The 19,193-nt window shown below is 31.8% G+C and carries 25 protein-coding genes; 22 read left to right on the top strand and 3 right to left on the bottom strand.

All coding sequences use genetic code 11. The features are described 5' to 3' along the window. Position 1: 1 nt before the first annotated feature. The 7 genes from BR72_RS24095 (at position 2) to cdiI (ending at position 4,669) form a co-directional block, all read left to right on the top strand. On the top strand, positions 2–499 hold the full coding sequence (locus tag BR72_RS24095) for a hypothetical protein (RefSeq protein ID WP_035437914.1): 498 nt from the start codon (positions 2–4) through the stop codon (positions 497–499). Between the two features lie 328 nt (positions 500–827). After that, the gene (locus BR72_RS24090) at positions 828–1,343 is read left to right on the top strand and encodes a hypothetical protein (RefSeq protein WP_051957422.1); all 516 of its coding nucleotides are present in this window, start codon (positions 828–830) and stop codon (positions 1,341–1,343) included. 166 nt (positions 1,344–1,509) lie between these two features. Then, the gene (locus BR72_RS24085) at positions 1,510–2,043 is read left to right on the top strand and encodes a hypothetical protein (protein WP_035437912.1); all 534 of its coding nucleotides are present in this window, start codon (positions 1,510–1,512) and stop codon (positions 2,041–2,043) included. Between the two features lie 343 nt (positions 2,044–2,386). Beyond that, on the top strand, positions 2,387–2,779 hold the full coding sequence (locus BR72_RS24080) for an immunity 50 family protein (protein WP_035438018.1): 393 nt from the start codon (positions 2,387–2,389) through the stop codon (positions 2,777–2,779). A gap of 149 nt (positions 2,780–2,928) precedes the next feature. After that, a complete protein-coding gene (locus BR72_RS24075; RefSeq protein ID WP_035437910.1) occupies positions 2,929–3,318 on the top strand; it encodes an Imm50 family immunity protein in 390 nt (129 codons plus the stop codon). A gap of 345 nt (positions 3,319–3,663) precedes the next feature. Beyond that, positions 3,664–4,188: a hypothetical protein gene (locus BR72_RS24070; RefSeq protein WP_035437908.1), complete on the top strand. Its 525-nt coding sequence runs from the start codon at positions 3,664–3,666 to the stop codon at positions 4,186–4,188. 76 nt (positions 4,189–4,264) lie between these two features. Next, positions 4,265–4,669, top strand: a complete 405-nt coding sequence (cdiI, locus tag BR72_RS24065) for a ribonuclease toxin immunity protein CdiI (protein WP_035437906.1) — start codon at positions 4,265–4,267, stop codon at positions 4,667–4,669. 485 nt (positions 4,670–5,154) lie between these two features. Here the strand turns inward: cdiI and BR72_RS24060 are convergent, their stop codons facing one another. The 3 genes from BR72_RS24060 to BR72_RS27265 form a co-directional block, all read right to left on the bottom strand. Further along, positions 5,155–5,853, bottom strand: a complete 699-nt coding sequence (locus tag BR72_RS24060; RefSeq protein WP_035437904.1) for an ABC transporter ATP-binding protein — start codon at positions 5,851–5,853, stop codon at positions 5,155–5,157. After that, positions 5,853–6,917 carry an ABC transporter permease gene (locus BR72_RS24055; protein WP_035437902.1) on the bottom strand — a complete coding sequence of 355 codons (1,065 nt, stop codon included), beginning with the start codon at positions 6,915–6,917 and terminating at the stop codon, positions 5,853–5,855. Before BR72_RS24055 ends, BR72_RS24060 begins: the two co-directional genes overlap by 1 nt. Before the next feature lie 664 nt (positions 6,918–7,581). Next, positions 7,582–7,758, bottom strand: a complete 177-nt coding sequence (locus tag BR72_RS27265; protein WP_231559766.1) for an MFS transporter — start codon at positions 7,756–7,758, stop codon at positions 7,582–7,584. Positions 7,759–8,551: 793 nt separating this feature from the next. On the opposite strand from BR72_RS27265, the gene BR72_RS24045 reads away from it, so the two are divergent. The 15 genes from BR72_RS24045 (at position 8,552) to BR72_RS23975 (ending at position 19,173) form a co-directional block, all read left to right on the top strand. Further along, positions 8,552–8,923 carry a hypothetical protein gene (locus BR72_RS24045; RefSeq protein WP_035437900.1) on the top strand — a complete coding sequence of 124 codons (372 nt, stop codon included), beginning with the start codon at positions 8,552–8,554 and terminating at the stop codon, positions 8,921–8,923. Positions 8,924–9,290: 367 nt separating this feature from the next. Further along, positions 9,291–9,596 carry a hypothetical protein gene (locus BR72_RS24040; protein WP_051957421.1) on the top strand — a complete coding sequence of 102 codons (306 nt, stop codon included), beginning with the start codon at positions 9,291–9,293 and terminating at the stop codon, positions 9,594–9,596. 137 nt (positions 9,597–9,733) lie between these two features. Continuing rightward, positions 9,734–10,150 carry a tetratricopeptide repeat protein gene (locus BR72_RS24035; RefSeq protein ID WP_035437897.1) on the top strand — a complete coding sequence of 139 codons (417 nt, stop codon included), beginning with the start codon at positions 9,734–9,736 and terminating at the stop codon, positions 10,148–10,150. Positions 10,151–10,161: 11 nt separating this feature from the next. Next, positions 10,162–10,584 carry a hypothetical protein gene (locus BR72_RS24030; protein WP_051957419.1) on the top strand — a complete coding sequence of 141 codons (423 nt, stop codon included), beginning with the start codon at positions 10,162–10,164 and terminating at the stop codon, positions 10,582–10,584. Between the two features lie 186 nt (positions 10,585–10,770). Continuing rightward, the gene (locus tag BR72_RS24025) at positions 10,771–11,127 is read left to right on the top strand and encodes a hypothetical protein (protein ID WP_035437895.1); all 357 of its coding nucleotides are present in this window, start codon (positions 10,771–10,773) and stop codon (positions 11,125–11,127) included. Between the two features lie 344 nt (positions 11,128–11,471). After that, positions 11,472–11,924 (top strand): YrhA family protein, encoded by a 453-nt coding sequence (locus BR72_RS24020; protein ID WP_035437893.1) that lies wholly within the window; start codon positions 11,472–11,474, stop codon positions 11,922–11,924. Between the two features lie 423 nt (positions 11,925–12,347). Then, positions 12,348–12,605: a hypothetical protein gene (locus BR72_RS24015; RefSeq protein ID WP_035437891.1), complete on the top strand. Its 258-nt coding sequence runs from the start codon at positions 12,348–12,350 to the stop codon at positions 12,603–12,605. 222 nt (positions 12,606–12,827) lie between these two features. Next, positions 12,828–13,136 carry a hypothetical protein gene (locus BR72_RS24010; RefSeq protein WP_035437889.1) on the top strand — a complete coding sequence of 103 codons (309 nt, stop codon included), beginning with the start codon at positions 12,828–12,830 and terminating at the stop codon, positions 13,134–13,136. A 218-nt stretch (positions 13,137–13,354) separates the two neighbouring features. After that, on the top strand, positions 13,355–13,612 hold the full coding sequence (locus BR72_RS24005) for a hypothetical protein (RefSeq protein ID WP_035437888.1): 258 nt from the start codon (positions 13,355–13,357) through the stop codon (positions 13,610–13,612). Positions 13,613–13,921: 309 nt separating this feature from the next. Beyond that, positions 13,922–14,446, top strand: a complete 525-nt coding sequence (locus BR72_RS24000; RefSeq protein WP_051957418.1) for a suppressor of fused domain protein — start codon at positions 13,922–13,924, stop codon at positions 14,444–14,446. Positions 14,447–15,035: 589 nt separating this feature from the next. Continuing rightward, the gene (locus BR72_RS23995) at positions 15,036–16,064 is read left to right on the top strand and encodes a hypothetical protein (protein ID WP_035437887.1); all 1,029 of its coding nucleotides are present in this window, start codon (positions 15,036–15,038) and stop codon (positions 16,062–16,064) included. A 458-nt stretch (positions 16,065–16,522) separates the two neighbouring features. Next, complete coding sequence (locus BR72_RS23990; RefSeq protein ID WP_035437886.1) at positions 16,523–16,927, top strand: PH domain-containing protein; 405 nt, start codon at positions 16,523–16,525, stop codon at positions 16,925–16,927. A gap of 67 nt (positions 16,928–16,994) precedes the next feature. Continuing rightward, positions 16,995–17,417, top strand: a complete 423-nt coding sequence (locus tag BR72_RS23985; protein WP_035437885.1) for a hypothetical protein — start codon at positions 16,995–16,997, stop codon at positions 17,415–17,417. Between the two features lie 242 nt (positions 17,418–17,659). After that, positions 17,660–18,601 (top strand): DUF7018 domain-containing (lipo)protein, encoded by a 942-nt coding sequence (locus BR72_RS23980; protein ID WP_035437884.1) that lies wholly within the window; start codon positions 17,660–17,662, stop codon positions 18,599–18,601. 32 nt (positions 18,602–18,633) lie between these two features. Further along, complete coding sequence (locus BR72_RS23975; RefSeq protein ID WP_035437883.1) at positions 18,634–19,173, top strand: DUF7018 domain-containing (lipo)protein; 540 nt, start codon at positions 18,634–18,636, stop codon at positions 19,171–19,173. Positions 19,174–19,193: the final 20 nt, after the last annotated feature.

The raw sequence follows: 19,193 nt of genomic DNA, 5'->3' as shown, positions 1-19,193 counted from the left end.
AGTGGACAATTTAGAGATTATATTAACTGATTTTAATAAGAGAAAAATTGATACGTTAATTTACGAAGAACTTAAATTGTCTATATTAAAAGTTAAATCATCACATTTTTATGATAATGCTTCTGGAAAAGATATGGACTTTTCTCAAGTGAAAAGCATAGAAGAGATTTTATCACCAAAAGGTACAGGAAATATATTTTTAGAAGAATTGCAGTTAGGTATTTCATTAAAAAACGTAGTAATAGTTCTCTCGTTTGATGAACAATATGGTGACATTGTATTTAACTTTCCCGAAAATGAAATATTAAAAGGTAAGAGATACGATAACAAGTTAAGGTTAAAAGGGCTAGTACATTATCTAGTTGATTTGAAAAAAAGTTATGATATTCCAAAAGTTATAGTTGGTTACGAGCCTGCAACTGATGAAGATACTGTGTTAATAGAAATTAATAACACGATAAATAATTATGAAAAAGAAATAGAAAAAATATTTTCTTAATTTATGAGTCTTAAGGATTTTTTAGGGATGGAGTGTCGAATAGAATCAGCTATTCGTGACATGTAGCGATAACCGTTGCTAGGTTGTGATATTATCTCAAATTAAAAAGTATGTCTTATTTCATATTTATTATTTTCAGCATATATTCAAAATAGCAACAGTTACCACCATTCCTATTCTTCAATACCCTATTTCCTCTTTCCCTTTCCTTTTAAAAAGGTACTAATGGCATGTATTAAATTACTAGGAAAGTAAATGGAGTTAAATATGTTGTTGGTTTTAAAAACGGGAAAGTAGGATGATTTTATAAAAAATAGGTGGTATCAAAATGTTTATATGTCATTCGTATATGAAAAGACCTGAAGTAATAATTAGAGATTTAAATAAAGATCTCGAAAATTATTTTATTCATATTTGCAAGACAGATGAAATGAATAGGATAAAAAAAGATATCGACTTAGATTACTTAGAAGGTGTGATTTACTTAAAATACTTCGATAACATTATAATGGATTTCAGATACTGGGATTTAGTTGACCAATTATGGGCGTATATACTCGATATGATTGAGGGATTTCTTGTTAATGATACAGCTGAAACTTATTTTCCAGACCAACCTATTTTGCTTAGTTTCAAGAGTATTTCAAAGAATTACATGCTCTTAAGTATAGATGGGAATGTAAAGAAGAGTTGGACTTTGCCGAAACAAGAGTTTTTAAATACTTTAATTGCTTCTGCAGAAGAGTTTTTTACAGAAATGACAAAAATTTTCTCTTCAGATGTGCAATATGGCTTAGAGCTTGAGAAAATGAAAAGACTAAAGACTAGCATTAATAAGAGTTAGTAGCCATGTGGAATTTTTGGGGTATTCTGGAGTAAATACAGGAGAAATAGCTTTAATAATTTACCAGGTAAGAAAACTCAATGGTTTGAAAGGGACTCAATTAAAGATCCATATTGCTAAAAAGGGTAACATCCATGGCTACTCGGTAAAATAATGGAGGCTATTTATGAAACAAAAAGTTTTAAATACCATTGGAGGACTTTACCATTGTGGTGATTTTGGGTATGTTTTGCATAATTATATCGATCCTAATGTTTGGACTAATAAATTCACTCATGAAATTAAGGATATTCACATTGATAATCTTACAGATTTTAATTACTCCAAATGTTTTACGCTATATATTCAATCTTCAATACACCCTAGATTACAAATAGGTACCCATAAGTTTAATTCATATATTAGAGAGAATGTGTATTTAAATGGGGTATTAGTTTATATCTCGGCAATCGCTCCATATGCTGCAATACAATATATTAAATATGAGTATGTTGAAGATGATGTTGAAATACAAGAACAATATGAGCCATTCGATGAAGCTACAAAACAAATTGGTAATGAGATTTTGAAGTATTTAGAGAGTGAAGGAATACAACTACTTGAAAAGAATGTACTAGAAATAGAAATACCTAATATTTCATTAGAACTTAGAGAGGAAAATGTAACAGTATTTCACTGCTTATTTGAAGACGGTTATTAAAAGATACTTATAAGATAGGAATAAGGCGCTTGATTGTTTTTTAGGCAAAAGGTGCTTTTTTGTTATATAGAATGCAATAGTTGAAAAGTTCTTCTATTTAATTCTAGAGAACAACATGAATGATAAATTCCTGACATCCATAACTTATGAAGGTAGTAGCATCATAGAGTTTTATTTTAATACTGGGCTAGGAAGAAAATCGTGAGAATTAGGCAAGATAGTATTGGAGAAAGCCGCTTTATCATAGTGTAAGGCCTGAATACAATACACGAACAGGACAGATAGATGGGATGGTGAATCATTATTATTTTGAGAAGAGAAATAAAAAATGGGGAGTATCAAAATGAGTAATCCATTTAAAGTTTTAAATCCACAGGCGCTAATTAGTGTTTTTGGAAAAATACCAAAATTTGAAGAGTCAGAGCTATTAGATGTGCGTCTTAAAAGAGACGGTCCTACGTTAGTTATTCAATTGATGACAAAAGAACATGTCGAAAATAAGCCAAAACGATGGAATAAGTGGGATGTAATTTATATAGAAATAGCTTTCTTTACTATTCGTAACTTAACAATAGAAGGTTTAGGTGCAGAGAATATCATTGATCATTTTGAAATACATACGACAGAAGAAGAGAGTTTATTAAAAATTAAGTGTAAGAATCAAATGATAGTTGAATGTTTATTTGAGTGGGCGAGAGTAGAAGGGGTAACTCCAGGTTTAATAGGATTATCATAACTTTGATGAGAAACAGATAATTCGGTTTATAGTGCACACCACTCTAAAGGTGGGGACTGGTAGACCTGCAGATAAACCTCGAACAGGTAAATTTGAAGGCACAGAAGAGCACATTGTCCATTTAATAAACAATATATGGAAGTGATCATATGTGGTACAGTGATTTAGAAGGAAATAGATTTATATCCACTTTATATAAAGAGGCTCCTTCATTGTTAGATGTACGTATTGTAGCAGTTAAAATTGAAGATGAAGGCAAAAAAGTTTCTATAAATTTTAATATGCCTAAATTCGCAGATAATCCTCCGGAAAAATGGGAACAGTTAAATTATAATACTGTATTTGTCCAACTAGACTTTTTTGATATACAGGAATTAACATTGAAATCTTCCAATGATAAATACAGAGGAGATATTCATATCGAATTAGACAAGGATGGGAAATTTAATATTAACATATCAGGTTCTGTAAGTATGAATCTTAAAGCTGACTACGGTATCATACAATCTGTCAGTGGCTATATTGATACAATTGAATAGTTATCCTTAATTGACTCGATGTTTTTCAAGTTTTTTAATAGATGAGCATAGCAATTTATATATATACAACTTAAAAACCCGACATAAAAACCTCTTTCTTTTTAGGGGAGGACGAGAGCATCTGGCCGTGCATAGAAGCGGTCAGGGCCCTTTCCTGCCACATGCAATGTTTTAAAACAAGGGGAGAAAGTGAATACAGGTCGTGTTGCAGTCTGTATAATAGCAACCTCGACCTATATGTCGAAAAATTAAAATGGATTTATATAGATTTGGAAATTGAATGAATACAGTTCTTTATCTTAAATGTAAAACACAAAATCCACATGATTCGAGAGTGAAATAAAAATGAGTAAATCGGTACTTGAAAAAATAGAATTAGTTAAAAATATTTTAGGTGATGATCCATTTAGTTTGGTTATTGGTGAAATTATAGAGGAAGAAAAACCAATAAATAAAGAATTAGAAGATAATATTCTAAAAGATTATTATTTTATTACAAGAAAATATAAAATATTGAATGGTGGTGTAATTACTATATACGGCCATCAAAGACTTGAAAGTATTCAATTTTATGTGGAAGACATACCAGGTGGTACTGAGAAATGGATTTGTATAGGAACAATAGAAAATTATCCATTATGTATTAATAAAATTAATGGGGATGTATCTTGTTTGTTTGGAGATTTAATTGACCAAAATTTTGTTATTGAATTATATGGTGATTTTAATAATTTCTTACAAAATTATTATTTAGGAAAAAAATATTGCGAATTAGGTAATACGTTTGTTCAATCTGGAGGTACTAGTAATACAGTAGGTAGCAAAGATGATGATTGGTACCAATTACTAGAAGATAATAATTTATTGTAATTAAGTTGATAAGTTATTAATAGATTTTAGATTAGAATTTAGAGAAATAAAATAGTGAGAGAGTGTGGTTACTAAAATGTCTGATGGCTTATATGATGAATTAAAGTTATTAAAACAAAATTTTATCAATAAAAATTTAGAAAAAGAATTTGTAATAGCTGTGCTAGGAAGGTTAGTTCTACAATTTGATTTTATAGATATACTTGAGAGATTTCTCAAAGAAGATGTTATTAGAAGAGACACAATTGGTATCGTATATTCTGATGAGTTTGAATCGTACGAGGAGGAGTATTTTGGAGAAAATAAAGTTTTATTCTACTATGGTGTAGACGAAGATTGGGAAGATATTGTAACCCATAAGGAACTATGTGAATATCTGCAAACTGCCTGTGAATTTTACATTGAAAGACACCCAGATCATACTGTGGAGGTTGAAAAGCTCTTAGTAAAAATAAAAGAAAAATATAATATAAAAGATTAATAATTTTTTTCTTGATTGGCTGTATGCCTTTCAAGTTTTTTTGTATTTTAAAGATCTTTAGGATTAAATTACCAAATATTTAATTAAAATAAGCAGGATGTGTAATGTCCGGATAAATAGAAGCCCATCCTATGAGTGGGGGGCATCGCTCCTGAAATACTTCTAAATTATATTGATTATGCTTCTTATTATTAAACTATCAAGTTGTTTAGTTTGATAAAAGGAGAATACATAGTATATATGACTAATATGTACTCTCCTTTAATTTTTATCATTTAGCTCTTGATAATACACGATATCAGTATTTTGTCAGTAGTACCCATATTTATGAAGCTAATATTTTGAGATATCCCTAAAAAATTTTATATCTCCATAGTTTGGGAATTCAGCTCATTTTTTTGTTTAGAGGACAACCTCTTCTGTTAGCTTGACGAGCATGCGGCAGGCCACCTATTATTGTACATGTGCTCGTACACTTCGTTTTCTCATAGTAATTTTCCATCGCGAAGTGTTAAAATTCGATCACATACATCAAGCATTTTTTCATCGTGTGTAATCATAATCGCTGCTTTTTTATTTTTCTTCACTTCTTGTTTCATTAATTCAACGACTTCTCTTGCACGTTTTGAATCAAGACTAGCAGTAGGTTCATCAGCTAAGATTAAATCTGGGTTATTCATGAACGCACGAGCAATAGCTACCCGTTGTTTTTCCCCGCCTGAAAGTTGATTTGGATAACGATTTATTCGGTGTGATAATCCAAATGTTTCTAGTAATTTCTCTGCAAATTTACCAGCTTCTTTTTTATCTTCTCCCTTTAACTTAGCGATATACAGAAGTTGTTCTTTCACCGTTAAGAACGGTACGAGATTCGCGAATTGGAATATAAACCCAATTTTTCTTAAGCGAATATCTGTCATCTCTTTTCCCGATAATTTTGCTATGTTTTGATCAGAAATATAAATATTTCCTTTCGAAGGAGAGAGCAGTGCACCTGCAATGGAAAGCAAAGTGCTTTTTCCTGAACCAGATGGACCAACAATGCCAATGAATTCTCCTTCCTTTACATCCAATGTAATTGGGTGTAAAGCTGTTACTTCTGTATCTCCTTCTCCATATACTTTACTTACTTGATCGAGCTTTAATAATGATGATGTATTTTCCCATTTCACTTCCGTTACCATCACATGCCGCCTCCAATTGCTTCTAATGCATCTACTTTCAATACATGATATAGAGAGAACAATGTACCTAATATACTAATTACAATAAAAATACCTGAAAATTGCGCGATTGTTGTTGCTGTTAATAAAAACGGCATAGTGGCTGGCAAAACAGTCCGGACTGCAAGGACTAAACTGATGCTGATTACAACGGAAATGCTAGTTAAAAATACAGATTGTATAACTAAAGCCTTTACTAAATATGAATTTTTTGTTCCGATTGCTTTTAATACACCTAGTTGGTGTGTTTTTTGTAATGTAATGACATAGAAAAAAACGCCAATTAATAATGCTGCAATGACAATTAAAAACGCAATAATCATCGTTAATGTCTGTTGTTGTTCTTTATGACCTGGAATACCTTTCAATACTTCTTTTTTATCTACAACTTTTGCATTCTTAATTTCTTTATCCGTATTTAAAGCGATTACGTTATAATCTTTTTGATGTGGCATTGCAATGCTATCCCATACAGCTTCATTCATGCGAACAACAGGTGTATGGCTAAATATTTGATTTTTTGTAAATCCGACAACTTTGAACACTTTATTAGAAATAGGTTCTACAAGTTCGTCTCCAAGATTTACTCCTTTTTCTTTAATAGATTCATCCGCAATGATTTCATTGTTTTCTAAAGGGGTATTTTTTCCTTCAATTACTTTTGGAGCAATAAATGAATCTGGTTTACTTGAAAAAATAGCAGCATCAACTTTTTTTGAACTTCCTTCTTTTTCAAATGTTGACACTTTCATATACATTGGAACTGCATCTTTTTCATCAACCTGTGCCAATATGTTTTTAACATCCTCTTTTTTAATTTGAGAACGCAACAATTTCCCCTCGGCATCATCGGATAATATAAATTTTTCTGCCTTCATTTCTATAATAGAAGAAGCACTGTCATGAGATAAACCATTTGCTAAACCTGATATGATAAGTACAAGAAATGATAATAATATCATAATTGTACCAACTAATCCGTATCGTAATTTCGATTGTTTTAATTCTTTAAGTGCTAAAAACATTAAGGTCGTTCCTCCTTGTTTCCTGTTATGTACTTATTATAAAGGGGACAGCCGAGATGCATGTAAAAACGGACTATAAACTGTATTTTATTATAAAGTGAAACTTTAATCAGTGGGGGTTTTCTTCATCCCCCACTGATTATTAGTTGAACCAATCGGGCTTTTACGGGCAGTTTATCTCCCACCTAACTTCTTTGCTTTCGCCGAATTTTGAGGTGGGAGTATTACTGCCCGTTAATGCGGGATAAATAAATAGGAACAGAAAAATAGACCATCATCCAGCCACAGAAATAACTTGTCCAATTATAATGCAACTTTTTTCCTCTCCGTTACAAATGTAGCACATCAATCCGTCTTGTATACATGCGTTTACTAATCCGTTCGCAAAAAAATGTTCCCAAATTGAAATGGTGTAATTTTAATTGCTTCTTTTCCAAACAATTGAAATGTGTTCTCTAATCCAGCTAACCATGAAAATAATAAAAGTAACAAAAAATAACCCGATTGCCGGGATTGGTAAACAAAATCCATTTCTTAAGTAAGGATTCCTTGCTTTCTTCTTCTCTTGCACTCACACTCTCTTTGAAGGCAAAGAACGTATATAGGAATAAAAGTAAAAGAAGAGCGCTAACGATTTGGAATGGAACAGCATATCAAATTCGACTTAACATCCCCCAATTGCTGTTCCAATAATAAAGTCCATCCCCATACATGCACCAATCATTCCCATATAACGATTACGGTTCGTTTCAGTCGTCATATCGATAACAGATGCTGTTGCGGCGGTGTATAATGCACCTACGAAGAAACCATTAATAATTCTTGATATGTACAGCCCCACTAATTTATCAATAAAGATGCCTGTTAAGATAAACCTAATAATCTAATATAGCGATAAAAAGCGTAGGACACCGACTTATTCGATCAGAAATTATTCTCCAAAACTGAGCTGTTAGGAAAGAGGGAACCGAGTAACAAGATAACCGTAATCCTAAATTACATGAATTTACATCTAAATTTACAATCACCTATGGGAGGAGAATAGGAAAAATTATGCTGAAACCTAAAAAGATAAAAAATTAAACAATCATTAGCGGGATTATACTATTTTTATCATATCCTCCTTTACTTTTATTATAAAAAGAGAAAATATGACTAAAAAGTCATATTTTTATACTAACGGTTTATTAAAATTTTACAAGCGATATAATAAAATTGAAACAAATTATGCATAATTTACAAGCGAAGTTAGGAGTGTTTACTCAAATTAAAGCCGTATAATCAACGATATTGTATGGGCTTTAAGATTACTGTAGATTTGAAATAAAATCTTATTATTTATAAAAAAGATGTATCGCGTTGAAAAACAGTGCAACTTTATTTCAAACCAACAATAAGCAGATGGAACTACATATAAAAAGTGTTCATGAAGTAAATGAATTACATATAGAGAACTTTATATCACTTTTTTCGTTTTGGGAGACAACCAATTTTTCAACTTAAAAAAAACGTATTTTTACAACAATAAATATGTATCAAAAGTGATAGTAAAGAGGCAAGAGTTTTTGGAAGATGTTACATGATAAAACTGTACAAGAAATGAATCCTGTAGAATAAGGAAAGGGGGATCTATAGTGAGATATGAGGTGTTAGTTAAGGAGATAGACTCATGTATTGAGGAAGAAATTGTAGTGAAAATTAAAGATATTGAATTAACCGGCTTTGCAAATATTTTTCCATATGAGATAAAAATCGGGGGAATCTACCCTGTGGAATTAAGTCTTTGGTTTCTAGATGATTTTGCAATTGATATACAAGATAGTCAAGAAAAGCAAATTACAAAGCTAGGTGAAGGTTTTAAATATGAGCTTAAAGGCTTACTTACTTCAGATGGGATGTTTGATATAGGAATACGAATTGAGGATGAGATTTTAGAGGATTATGAATACCTATATGGGAAATATATTAAGTTAATAGTTGATAGAATAAATATAGAATTTCTATAATGTGTAAAATTCAAATGCTATATTTAAAAGCAAAAAGGTAAATTATAATGATTACAGGTCGAAACTATTGAAAAGAACTTAGAATAAAGATAAACCGAATCAGGAATAAAGTGATCCCATAAAGTTAGAGCGGTTATTTCACGAGGAAACTTTTTGGGGATGGTCTCGGTATTGTACCAATCAATCATGGTTACCCGAATCTCGGATAAGAGATGATATAAAAATGCAGGGGATTTACCTGGAAATGTAAAAACACCTGATGGAGTACCGGTTTGGAGAGAATACAAGGTTGTTAGGGTTGACGAAATAAAAACTGTAACGATTTTCCCAGATACTGCACAACCATAACTTAATAGGCGGTGAGAAAGTGTTAATTGATTGTGTGAAAGAAGTAATTAGTGAAAGGATGTCAATAGATCCAGAAGATTGCTTTAGAATAGAGCATTGTTGGAATAAGCTCACAAACTTATTGAGTGAAGATACTCAAAAAACAATCGAAGTTCTTAAAGAATTAGATGAAGAGCAGGTTCTTTATGTAAGTGAAGTGTTTGAAGATATAGCTTATAATTTGCAAAGTCAAGACTACATTAATGAACTTGAAAAACTAGAAAAAAAATTTCCTAATCTAAATCTTGCATCTTTTGTAGAGACGGCTAAAGATTTCATGAATTAAAACAAGTATTCGTAAGGGAATTTTTGTGTGAACCTGATAATTATTACCTAGAGCACCAAAGTATTAATCGCTCGGAAGATGGTAAAAGGACTGAAATCTATTTACCGCCAGAATAGGTTGAAAAAAGGAGGATAATTATGGAACTTTCAAATGAAGCTTATGAAAAAATACAACTACTATGTTTGGAAGGAGATACTTTAGTAGAACAAGACTTGTTTGATCAGGCAATTGCTAGGTATCTAGATGCATTGTTCTTGGTTCCTGAACCTAAAACTGATTGGGATACAAGTACTTGGATTTATACTGCTTTAGGTGATACTTGCTATTTAAAAGTAGATTATACACAGGCGGTGGAGTATTTTTATGAAGCATTGAATTGCCCAGAAGGTATAACAAATCCGTTTATACTCTTGAGACTTGGCGAAAGTCTCACTGAGTTAGGTGAAAAGGATAAAGCAAAAGAATATTTACTAAGGGCTTATATGCTTGAAGGATATGGGATTTTTTATGATGAAGATGATAAATATTTAGATGTAATTAAAAACGAAATTTAGGAGTGATGAAGTTGGCTTATGTACCTGGGGAACAAGGAGCCTATATTGAAAAATTAATGGATCAATCTAATGATGAATGGGATAAAAACAATTTCGAGAAGAGCATTTTGCTTTTAGAAGAAGCATGGGAGGAGATTCCTGAAGATAAAAATATTTATGATGAGAGTTTTTTAATTGTATGGGGGATTTTAGAAATCTCAATTCAAATAGGTGATTATGATAGACTTAGGCACTGGGTAGATAGAATATTTACAGCTGACCCTGAAAGAGGAGATTTTGGAGAAAGGGAAATGTGGGCGGGGAGAGTGGCTTATGAACTTGGAGAATTTTCTAAAGCGAAAAAGTATATTGAAATTGCCGTTACGAAGTCAAGAGGTAAATGTTTTAGCTCAAAGGATGATGGGAAATATTTAAAATTTTATAAAGAGAATTGATTGTTGTTACGTCGATTTTCTATGGATTGGTTCCCATTTTTCCAATTTTGATAAAAGTATCATTTATGATACTGGTAACTCAACTAGTTGAAGTAGAAGAGGACTTATAAGTGGAAATATATATCATGGAAATTTAATTGTTGGAGATAGATTACATAACTAGAAATCACTAAAGAGGTTATGATTATGAGAAAATATGTTAAGTTAGAGGTTCCTGAAGTAAATATTCATCCCTTGAGAATAACAGAAGGATGGAAAGTGAACTATAACAATTTTTTTGAAATAGATCCACGAAATTTGGAACCTGATGACGATTGCTGGTTTATGTTTACTGAGAGTTTGTTGCAGCTTTATCATGAGAAATCATCGATCACATTGGATCTCGGGTGGAATCTTGATATTTCTCCTGATGGTAATTACCTAGTTTTGATTATAAAAAACATGGACTGGGAAAACCCTATTCACGAATTTACATCTGATAACTATAAAAAAGTTATTGAATATATTGAATTTTATTTGAAACAAATTACATCTACATGGTGAAAATATAATTGTTATTGGCTGCAGTGATAAAGATATAAAACGGCTATCTTACTATTTAATTTATATTTGGATACGAGAATGACAAAGCCTGTGGTACTAGATGAAGGAAGACATAGGTACATAAGGCAAGTTAACAAAAAATAAATAAAGGATTTATGTATGGGATAACAAGAACGATGGTTCCATGAAATTCATAATTCATGACGCTTGTACCATCATGGATCTTTGTTTTAATACTAAGATAGTATAACAGGTACGAGAATTAGGCGAGATGAAATTTCATTATTCAAGTTTTATCATTATCTTATAAATATTTGGCAGTTTTTGAGAAAGAAGGTCTTGATGTGTGGAAAAATATGATTTTAGAAATCGAAAAAATAGAGAAAAGCTTCAATGGTAAACTGAATACACCTGCAACAGATACTGAAGTTCAGAGATTGAGAGAACGTGTGAAAGAGAATTTTAATGTTGATTTACCGAGTGAATACGAAGAGTTTCTTAAAACTGTAAATGGTTTAGATTTTGATGGACTGGTACTTTACGGAGTTGATCCTTCTTTACTAGAAACAGAAAGAGAGGAACAAATTTGCGGACTTATAGAAACAAATGAGATTTGGTATGAAAATGAATTTCAAAAAGAGTATCTTTTCCTTGGAGATTCAAATATAGCATGGTTTTGTAAAAACTTATCTGATGGTACGTATCTAGAACTTGACAAACCATCTGGTACAGTGATGGAAACATATGATGATTGTAATACAATGCTTGAAGAAGCATTAAAAGTAACTCTTCTTTAAATGAAGGGATAGAAGCGCTGATGTCTCTTCCTTCTTGTTGCGAATACATACTGATACCGTCCAGCAACAACCATTGCGTATGCCCTACGATATTCAGATAACACTTCTTATCGCCTTAGTAAACCAACATGGCTAGCCTCTCTTCGGTACCAGCTATCGTCCGTTGTCTGTCGATCAACATAGAACACTGCTTATGCACGATAGATTTCGAAGGTAAATACATCATTTCCGTGTTTAATTTTCACATGATACAACTATAAAATCGGGTAGTCCCTGAAAAATGCCTGATATATCATTTATCAGCGCTTTTTTCAATATATCGGCGATTCGACACAATATAAAGACCGTTCGACCACGTTCGACATGCGAGTAGCCCAGCCACCGACACTCCATGATAAAGGATAAAAATAAAGGAGATAAACCATGGCAATTCATATCACAATGAATAAAGAATTTGAAGATGAAGAAATAGTTGTTTATCAGTTCTATCCGTCAGAATATCCAGATAAAGTTGGGAAAATGTACTTTCATAAAAAAGAGCAGATGTTTCATGAAATAGATCCTGTTCCAGTAAAATCAGATGCAACAAGCGAACATTACTTTTATTGTGCATGTTCCAGAATAGTAATATGCCTTAGAAAGGGTGGGGAATTTTTAGAAGAAATGACATACGGAGTATAGTCAAATAAACGAGTGTATAAAAAGCCGGAAAAATTCAATTTAATAAACTAGAAAAAAAGTCCATAGAATTAGAACCAGCTAAAGGTGAAGGTGCAAATTACTATTTTCTTAAAGCCGTTGGTGCTGTGCAAAAATATGTTAGAAACGCATCAAACTTAGATGAATTTCCTGAATTTCTATTTTCACAGTCATAAAATTTTTAATTAAGGAGTGTTTGGAACAATGGGAAGATATCCACTGATTGCAATAATCAAAGAGAATGAGAATAAAGCAAATGTAATTTACAGTTTTGGTCCAGATATTCATTCTTGTGAGAGATATCCACAACTTTATAGGAGATGGAGTTTTAAAGTTTTAAAGAATGAAACTAACCCCGATGAAGCATTTGTTTTACTCAATGATATGCCTAAGGAACATGTTTCCTTATTATATAAATGTATTCATAAAGTATATGTTCACGTAAAAGAAAATGGTGGCATGGAAAATATGAATAATATAGAATTTCCAGAATACCTTGAGTTTATCGTGTAAACTTTATAAACATAAGCTACTAAAAGAACTGGCGATAAGTACAAGTAGTGAATATTTAGTAGAAATATTAAATGATCGTGGTATCGCAGATGTATGAAATAGTAATAGAGAGAATATCGGTAAGTAAGTATGAGGAAATAAGAAAATCGACTCCTGATATTAAAGCTATAGCTAAAAATACTGGAATACATGAAAGACATATAAGGAGGCCTTTATATATGGCGGTATGTTTAGTAATGACGAAAGAATTTGAAGATGGAGAAATAGTTGTTTATCAATATTATCCCTCTGAATCACCCGATAAAGTCGGAAAAATGTATTTTAATAAAAAGGAAAGAATGTTTTATGATTTAGAACAAGCTCCAGTGAACTCAGAAACAATGAGACAACATTATTTTGATTGTGCATGTACTAGAATTGTCCGATGTCTGAAAAGGAATGAAGGCTTTCCTGATCGCATGGCATATGAAGCATAATAAAGTGAACAAATATAAAGGTTGGGTTCACCTGATAAATATTTTAAAATCTCTTTAGATAAAGCGTTTGCTTAATTAAGGAGTGAATTGAATTGGGAAGATATCCAACGATTATAATAACGAAAGAATTAGACAATAGCGAATATGCAATTTACAGTTTTGGTCCTAGTATTGATATGTGTGATTAATTCCCAGAAATGTACGAAAGATGGAGTTTTAAGATTTCGAAAGATAAGTAAACTAAAAAACTTGATTTTATAGGAGGGGGAGGTTGCTATAAAGAGTAGAGCTGAGGTTTTTATAGACGGATTGGAAGAATTATTTGGAAAAGCGGATGTTATTAGGGAAATGAATCTTGAAAATGGAGATACACCTATCCACGTTTTCTTTTATCGTGATTTACCAGAAACCGGCATGATGACATCTATTACGTATGGGCTATCAGAAGGACATCATCCAGATTGGAAGAATGGAAGACCAGAAATCATTTTAACGCTGGAAACGCAAGATGAAAGTTGGGGATTAGCGACAGCCTATTTTGCATCACAGTTTAAGGGAGAGAAAAGTTTTTCTTACGGTTCGTTGTTTACTTTTGATAAACAGATTTCAGCTGAATCTGAGATGGTAGGATTTTTTGTTTTTGCTCCGGCAATCTTAAGTAAAGAGTATGCAGAAATTAAAACATATGATGGATCAATACATTTAGTCGGTATGTACCCAATTTATAAAGAGGAAATTCAACTATATCAGACGATTGGGTTAAAGAGCTTTTGGCATATGGAAGGGTTTGATCTATATGACACAAAAAGGAAAAATTTAGGATTAGGAATATAAAATGCCATAATCAAGAATAGTAATTTGCTAATTATATATTTCTAAGTGTGGAAGATTCCTCCTGAATTAATTGATTAGCCATTAATATATGAAGAAATAATGAGTAAGGTAATATAAGTGAATGATAAAAAAGCCTTTATCGGTGACAATATAATAAAATCTTCAATTAATTAGTAAAAAAATAACCCATAACTATATGAAAAGAATATGTGAAGTGACCTTATTGCCATTAACTTAAGAAATTCTTTATCAAACACCTAAATCAACAGTTTCGCTCCAGTAGGCTTCACCGTCTCTATCGATTTTTATCATAATATCCTCCATTCTGCTGCTATCGCCTCAAACTCACGTTTCAATTAGCTTTTTATGTCCATCTAAATGTTTTCCTATCGACTTATAATTCTTTCTTCCTATAACTATATATGGATTGAGCGGAATTATAAACGTAAGACTTTGTTACCTCCTCAACGAGTATTGTGTAATCCGCTCATAAAAATAGGCTCTATTCTTAAAGAATGCTACTAATGGAGCAACAAATATATTGAAAATCCCACCCAAGATAATAGTATAATCATTGGGGAGGGAGATTATGAAGAAAATAGGGATTGTCATTTGCATCGTCACCTTGTTTATTATTCTATTCATTGGGAGTATAGGCGGCTTTATCTATTTTTTATATAAAAGTCAAAGTAACGATAAAATAGAAACGTACATAAAAAATAAATATGGAATAGATGTAATTGTATCAAGCCGAGGTGCTATTCATGAAGGGAATATGGGTCATACTTGGCATACTGTTCAAGTAAAAAACAACAAAAATATTCAGTTCCGTGTGGAAGTAGATGGGCTATTTTATTCATCAATTCTTGGTGATGAATACGAAGATGGGTTACATACTTATGAAGCATATAAATCATTTAAACCGATTTTGGGGCAAATTGGAAAACTAGGGTATGAGCCTGCTCAAGGTGAAAATGTGCTGCAGTATAGAATTGATGAAAGAAGTTCAGTTGATGAAAAGCCAACATCCGAGTTGTTTTTAACACTAAAAACAATTCCAAAACTAGATTTTAGCCAATTTGAAACAAACGAACTAGATCGTTTATTTGCACTCATACAACTCGTTCAAAAAAACAACCAACTAATCACTGGAATTGAAATATTAGATAACGAAAGTCGTCTTACTGACTTTCGTTTGGAAGACATTCAAAATATTACTACAAAAGAACAACTTTTATTAGTCATGAAAAATAAGTCTGAAGAGTATTGGACGTATCTTATTAGAAAGCAATTGGATGGGAAAACCAATGGTGTTGAAAATGAATATTTAGCATTCAAAGAGATATCTTGTTCCCATGTTGAAGACAGTGATTGTGAGGCTTATGCTGTTACTTTGCAGTTTAGCAATGATATGCTGCAGTTTAAGAAAAACCCGCAGCTGATTGATGATATATATAATGTTTTTTCTTTTTTACAATCTGAAATACCAAATAAAACATTTCGTATGAAATTCCTTAACAAAGGAAAAACATCATACCAACGAAATTTTTCCTTTGAATATTTAACCACGAGAGAAAAAGTTGAATTTATCGTGAAAAAATATTTACAAGAAGAATAGTCATGAAAGGGTCGAGTTCTTAATGACTACGAAATTGCCCCATCATATTTTATAAACAAAAATTAAAAATTGTAGTACTTAATGATTCCGTTCACTTAGACTCATTCTTACTAAAACAATTATTTTTAAAATCATAAGAGAATAGGTCTGTAATTAACCATTATTATTTCGAATGTATTAATTTGTTAGACCTAGGTAATTATGAATTGAATGAAATCAAAGGCATACCAGATTTAGACACGCATCGTGTTGGACAAAAAGCATTCATGCTGTCACTATAAAACTTACAAACCTAAAGCATTTGCTCATCTACCATAGACAAGCAAGTGCTTTTTTATATTTAAATTGACATGTGGATTTGTGGAATATATGGTAACTATAGTGCTTAATTCTGGTTGTTTTAAATATTTAAGGGGGAAATAACCATTTTTTCGTTATAAAAGAGGGGAGAATAAAAGATGTTAACTAACAAAAATGCAGACAAAGTATTCGATAAACTAATGGTAGAAGGTGAGACTTATGTTCATTACTTCTACGTAATGAACATGGCATCTCATTCTCAATACTTAGTTTTTGGCTTGGGTGCACTCGCTTTAAATAAACATTACCTTGTAGGATTCACAAATAAGAGAGTCATACTAATAGAGTTAAGTCCTACAACTGGTGATCCTACTGAAAATATTGTTTATTTAGAATTAGATAAAGTAGAGAAAGTAAGTGTAAAGAGAGGTATGATTAAATCCAATGTCACTATAAAGTTAATAGAGGACAAAGGGGTACTCGAAATGAAGCCGAACAGTTTTACAGTTGGCTTATCAAACCACAAAAAGAGCTTAGTAGAGTTAGAAAAATTGTATGGTTAATGAAAAGTAATGGACGGCGACATCTAAGATTTCTAATTAAACGAATAGGTATGAGAGAGGGATTACATTGCTACCAACAGCATTAGATTATGCAGTTAGAAGTTTATTCTTTGTTCTTCAAACGTTCATTATAGCATTAGCATTAAAATATTGGATTCAAAAAAAATACATAAACGAGTCAGCGTTAATTTGGATATTTACGATCGTGGCAATGATTGGTGTAGTGGTAGTTATATCTTTAAACAAATCTCTAGATTTAACTCAAACAACTTTAGGTATTTTAAGTTTTAGCATGATGCTAAATCAATTTCTTTTTGGATACTACATAATATCATGGGCAATAAAACGTTTTAAAGACTTTAAACTATTTAATAAGATACTTAAATTTGTAAACATAGTGAATGTGGTAATGATAACCATTATTTATATTGGTTACTTATTGTTTTTTGTTTTAAGTTGGTTTGAGTCTAGTTTGAATTCAGGCTTATAGCGGGTTGAATTCTTATTTTTAAGCAATAAAATACAATGGATAATTATAGGTGATAATATCTAAAATTCATTGTTTCATAGAATTTCTCTTTCTTCTGGCAAGTTGCTTTTTTTCAAACGAGACAAGAAATAATCTTGCCTCATGCTCAACTTTACAAGTATAGAAGATTTTTTGACTACGAAATAGGTGAATGATACGATGAATGAGGATGGGGAATAAAAACAAAAAAGGTAGGTATATCCATGAAGAAAGCAAATAAGTTACTATGTTTTGCAATTCCGTTAATGGTATTAGGGGGTTGCGGAACAAATTCATCAGCAGACAAGCCAAAAGATAAAGTAGAAGCAAAACAAGAAACGAAAGAGAAGTTATCAAAAGAGTTATACCCAACACGTATGACTGGTTTATCATCTGAGTTAATGGGTAAAATCGCTACCATAACAGAGTTAGCAATGGATAAGAACAAAGATGAGAAGACGTTAACAAAAGAGATTTTAAAAGAAGAAGAAAACTTACAAAAGATAATCAAGAAGTTCCATCAAATTGAACCACCTAAAGAGTATGCAGACGCTCATAAGACAATCTTAAAAGGGGTAGATTGTTATTCAGAAGCATATGCCAAACAGGCTAAGATTGCAAAAGATGGGTCTACTGATAAAGAAACGGCAAAAGAGTTAATGCAAAAGATTAAAGAAGGTAACGACTATATGGTGGAGGGGTATAAACCACTTCAAGAAGCAAATATAGATAAAGCAAACTCCATAAGTGACAAAACAGGAGTAAAGTTTGATACTCCAACTACAAAGTCAGACACGAAAGCAGATAACGGAAGTGAAATTACAATTTCAGAAGAGGGCAGTGAGTGGTATGGTTCTTGGGGTCGTTATGATGGAACTGTATTCCACAAAGCATTAGAGTTTAGAGAAGACCATACATTCACTGGATTTGATGATACAGGTAAAGGTAAGGCATATGAAGACAACCATATGACAGGTGAGTGGTACTACAATGCAGACGAGAAGAAACTGAAGTTATACCCAAAAGAGTTTGTAAAAGACGGTAAGACATACAGTGAAAACGAGATGAGAGGTCTAGTACCATATACAGTTAAGTCATTCACTGGTAACTCATTTGAAATCGTAGATGATAAAGGTACAGCGATAACGGCAGTAAAGAAAAAATAATTTAATATTAAAGTACTAAGAGGTACATATTTATGAATGCAAAGAAACTAGTAATTTTTGTCCTCCCAATTATGCTATTGGGAGGTTGTGGAACAGATTCAACTGACAAAGTAGAAAAGAAATTAGGCTCTAAGATAGAGTCAAAAGAGGAAAAAACAGTAAATTCAACTAGGAAACTAAAAGTTGAAGAATACGCACCTGCTTTAATAGAGCCAATGACTGACGCAACTAAAATTTTTACTGATATTGAAAACCTACTTAAAACAGATAAACCTTATGAAGAGTTTAAGGCAGACCACCAAGTAATGGTGACGTCATTAAATAAAGACTTCAAAAAGATAAAAGAAATCAACCCACCTAATGAATTTGTGGAAGAGCAAAAACAGATGGTTAAAGTAATGGAAACGTATGAAGAAGCATGTAGATTACAAACTGAAGCCTTTTCTGAAAAGAATAAAGAAAAGATGGAATTATCCAAGCAGAAAATGTATGAAGCAGGTAAACTCTCAAAAGAGATAACTACACGAATAGGTGATAGATTAGGAGAAATGGAAAGACAAGGTAAAGGTTAATCTAGAAAATCTAATAAGTC

It is taken from the genome of Bacillus sp. UNC322MFChir4.1 (genome assembly GCF_000746135.1).
In the GTDB taxonomy this organism is placed as follows: domain Bacteria; phylum Bacillota; class Bacilli; order Bacillales; family Bacillaceae_G; genus Bacillus_A.
Note: the sequence above shows the minus strand (reverse complement) of the source record. Positions and strands in the feature narration are given on the sequence as shown.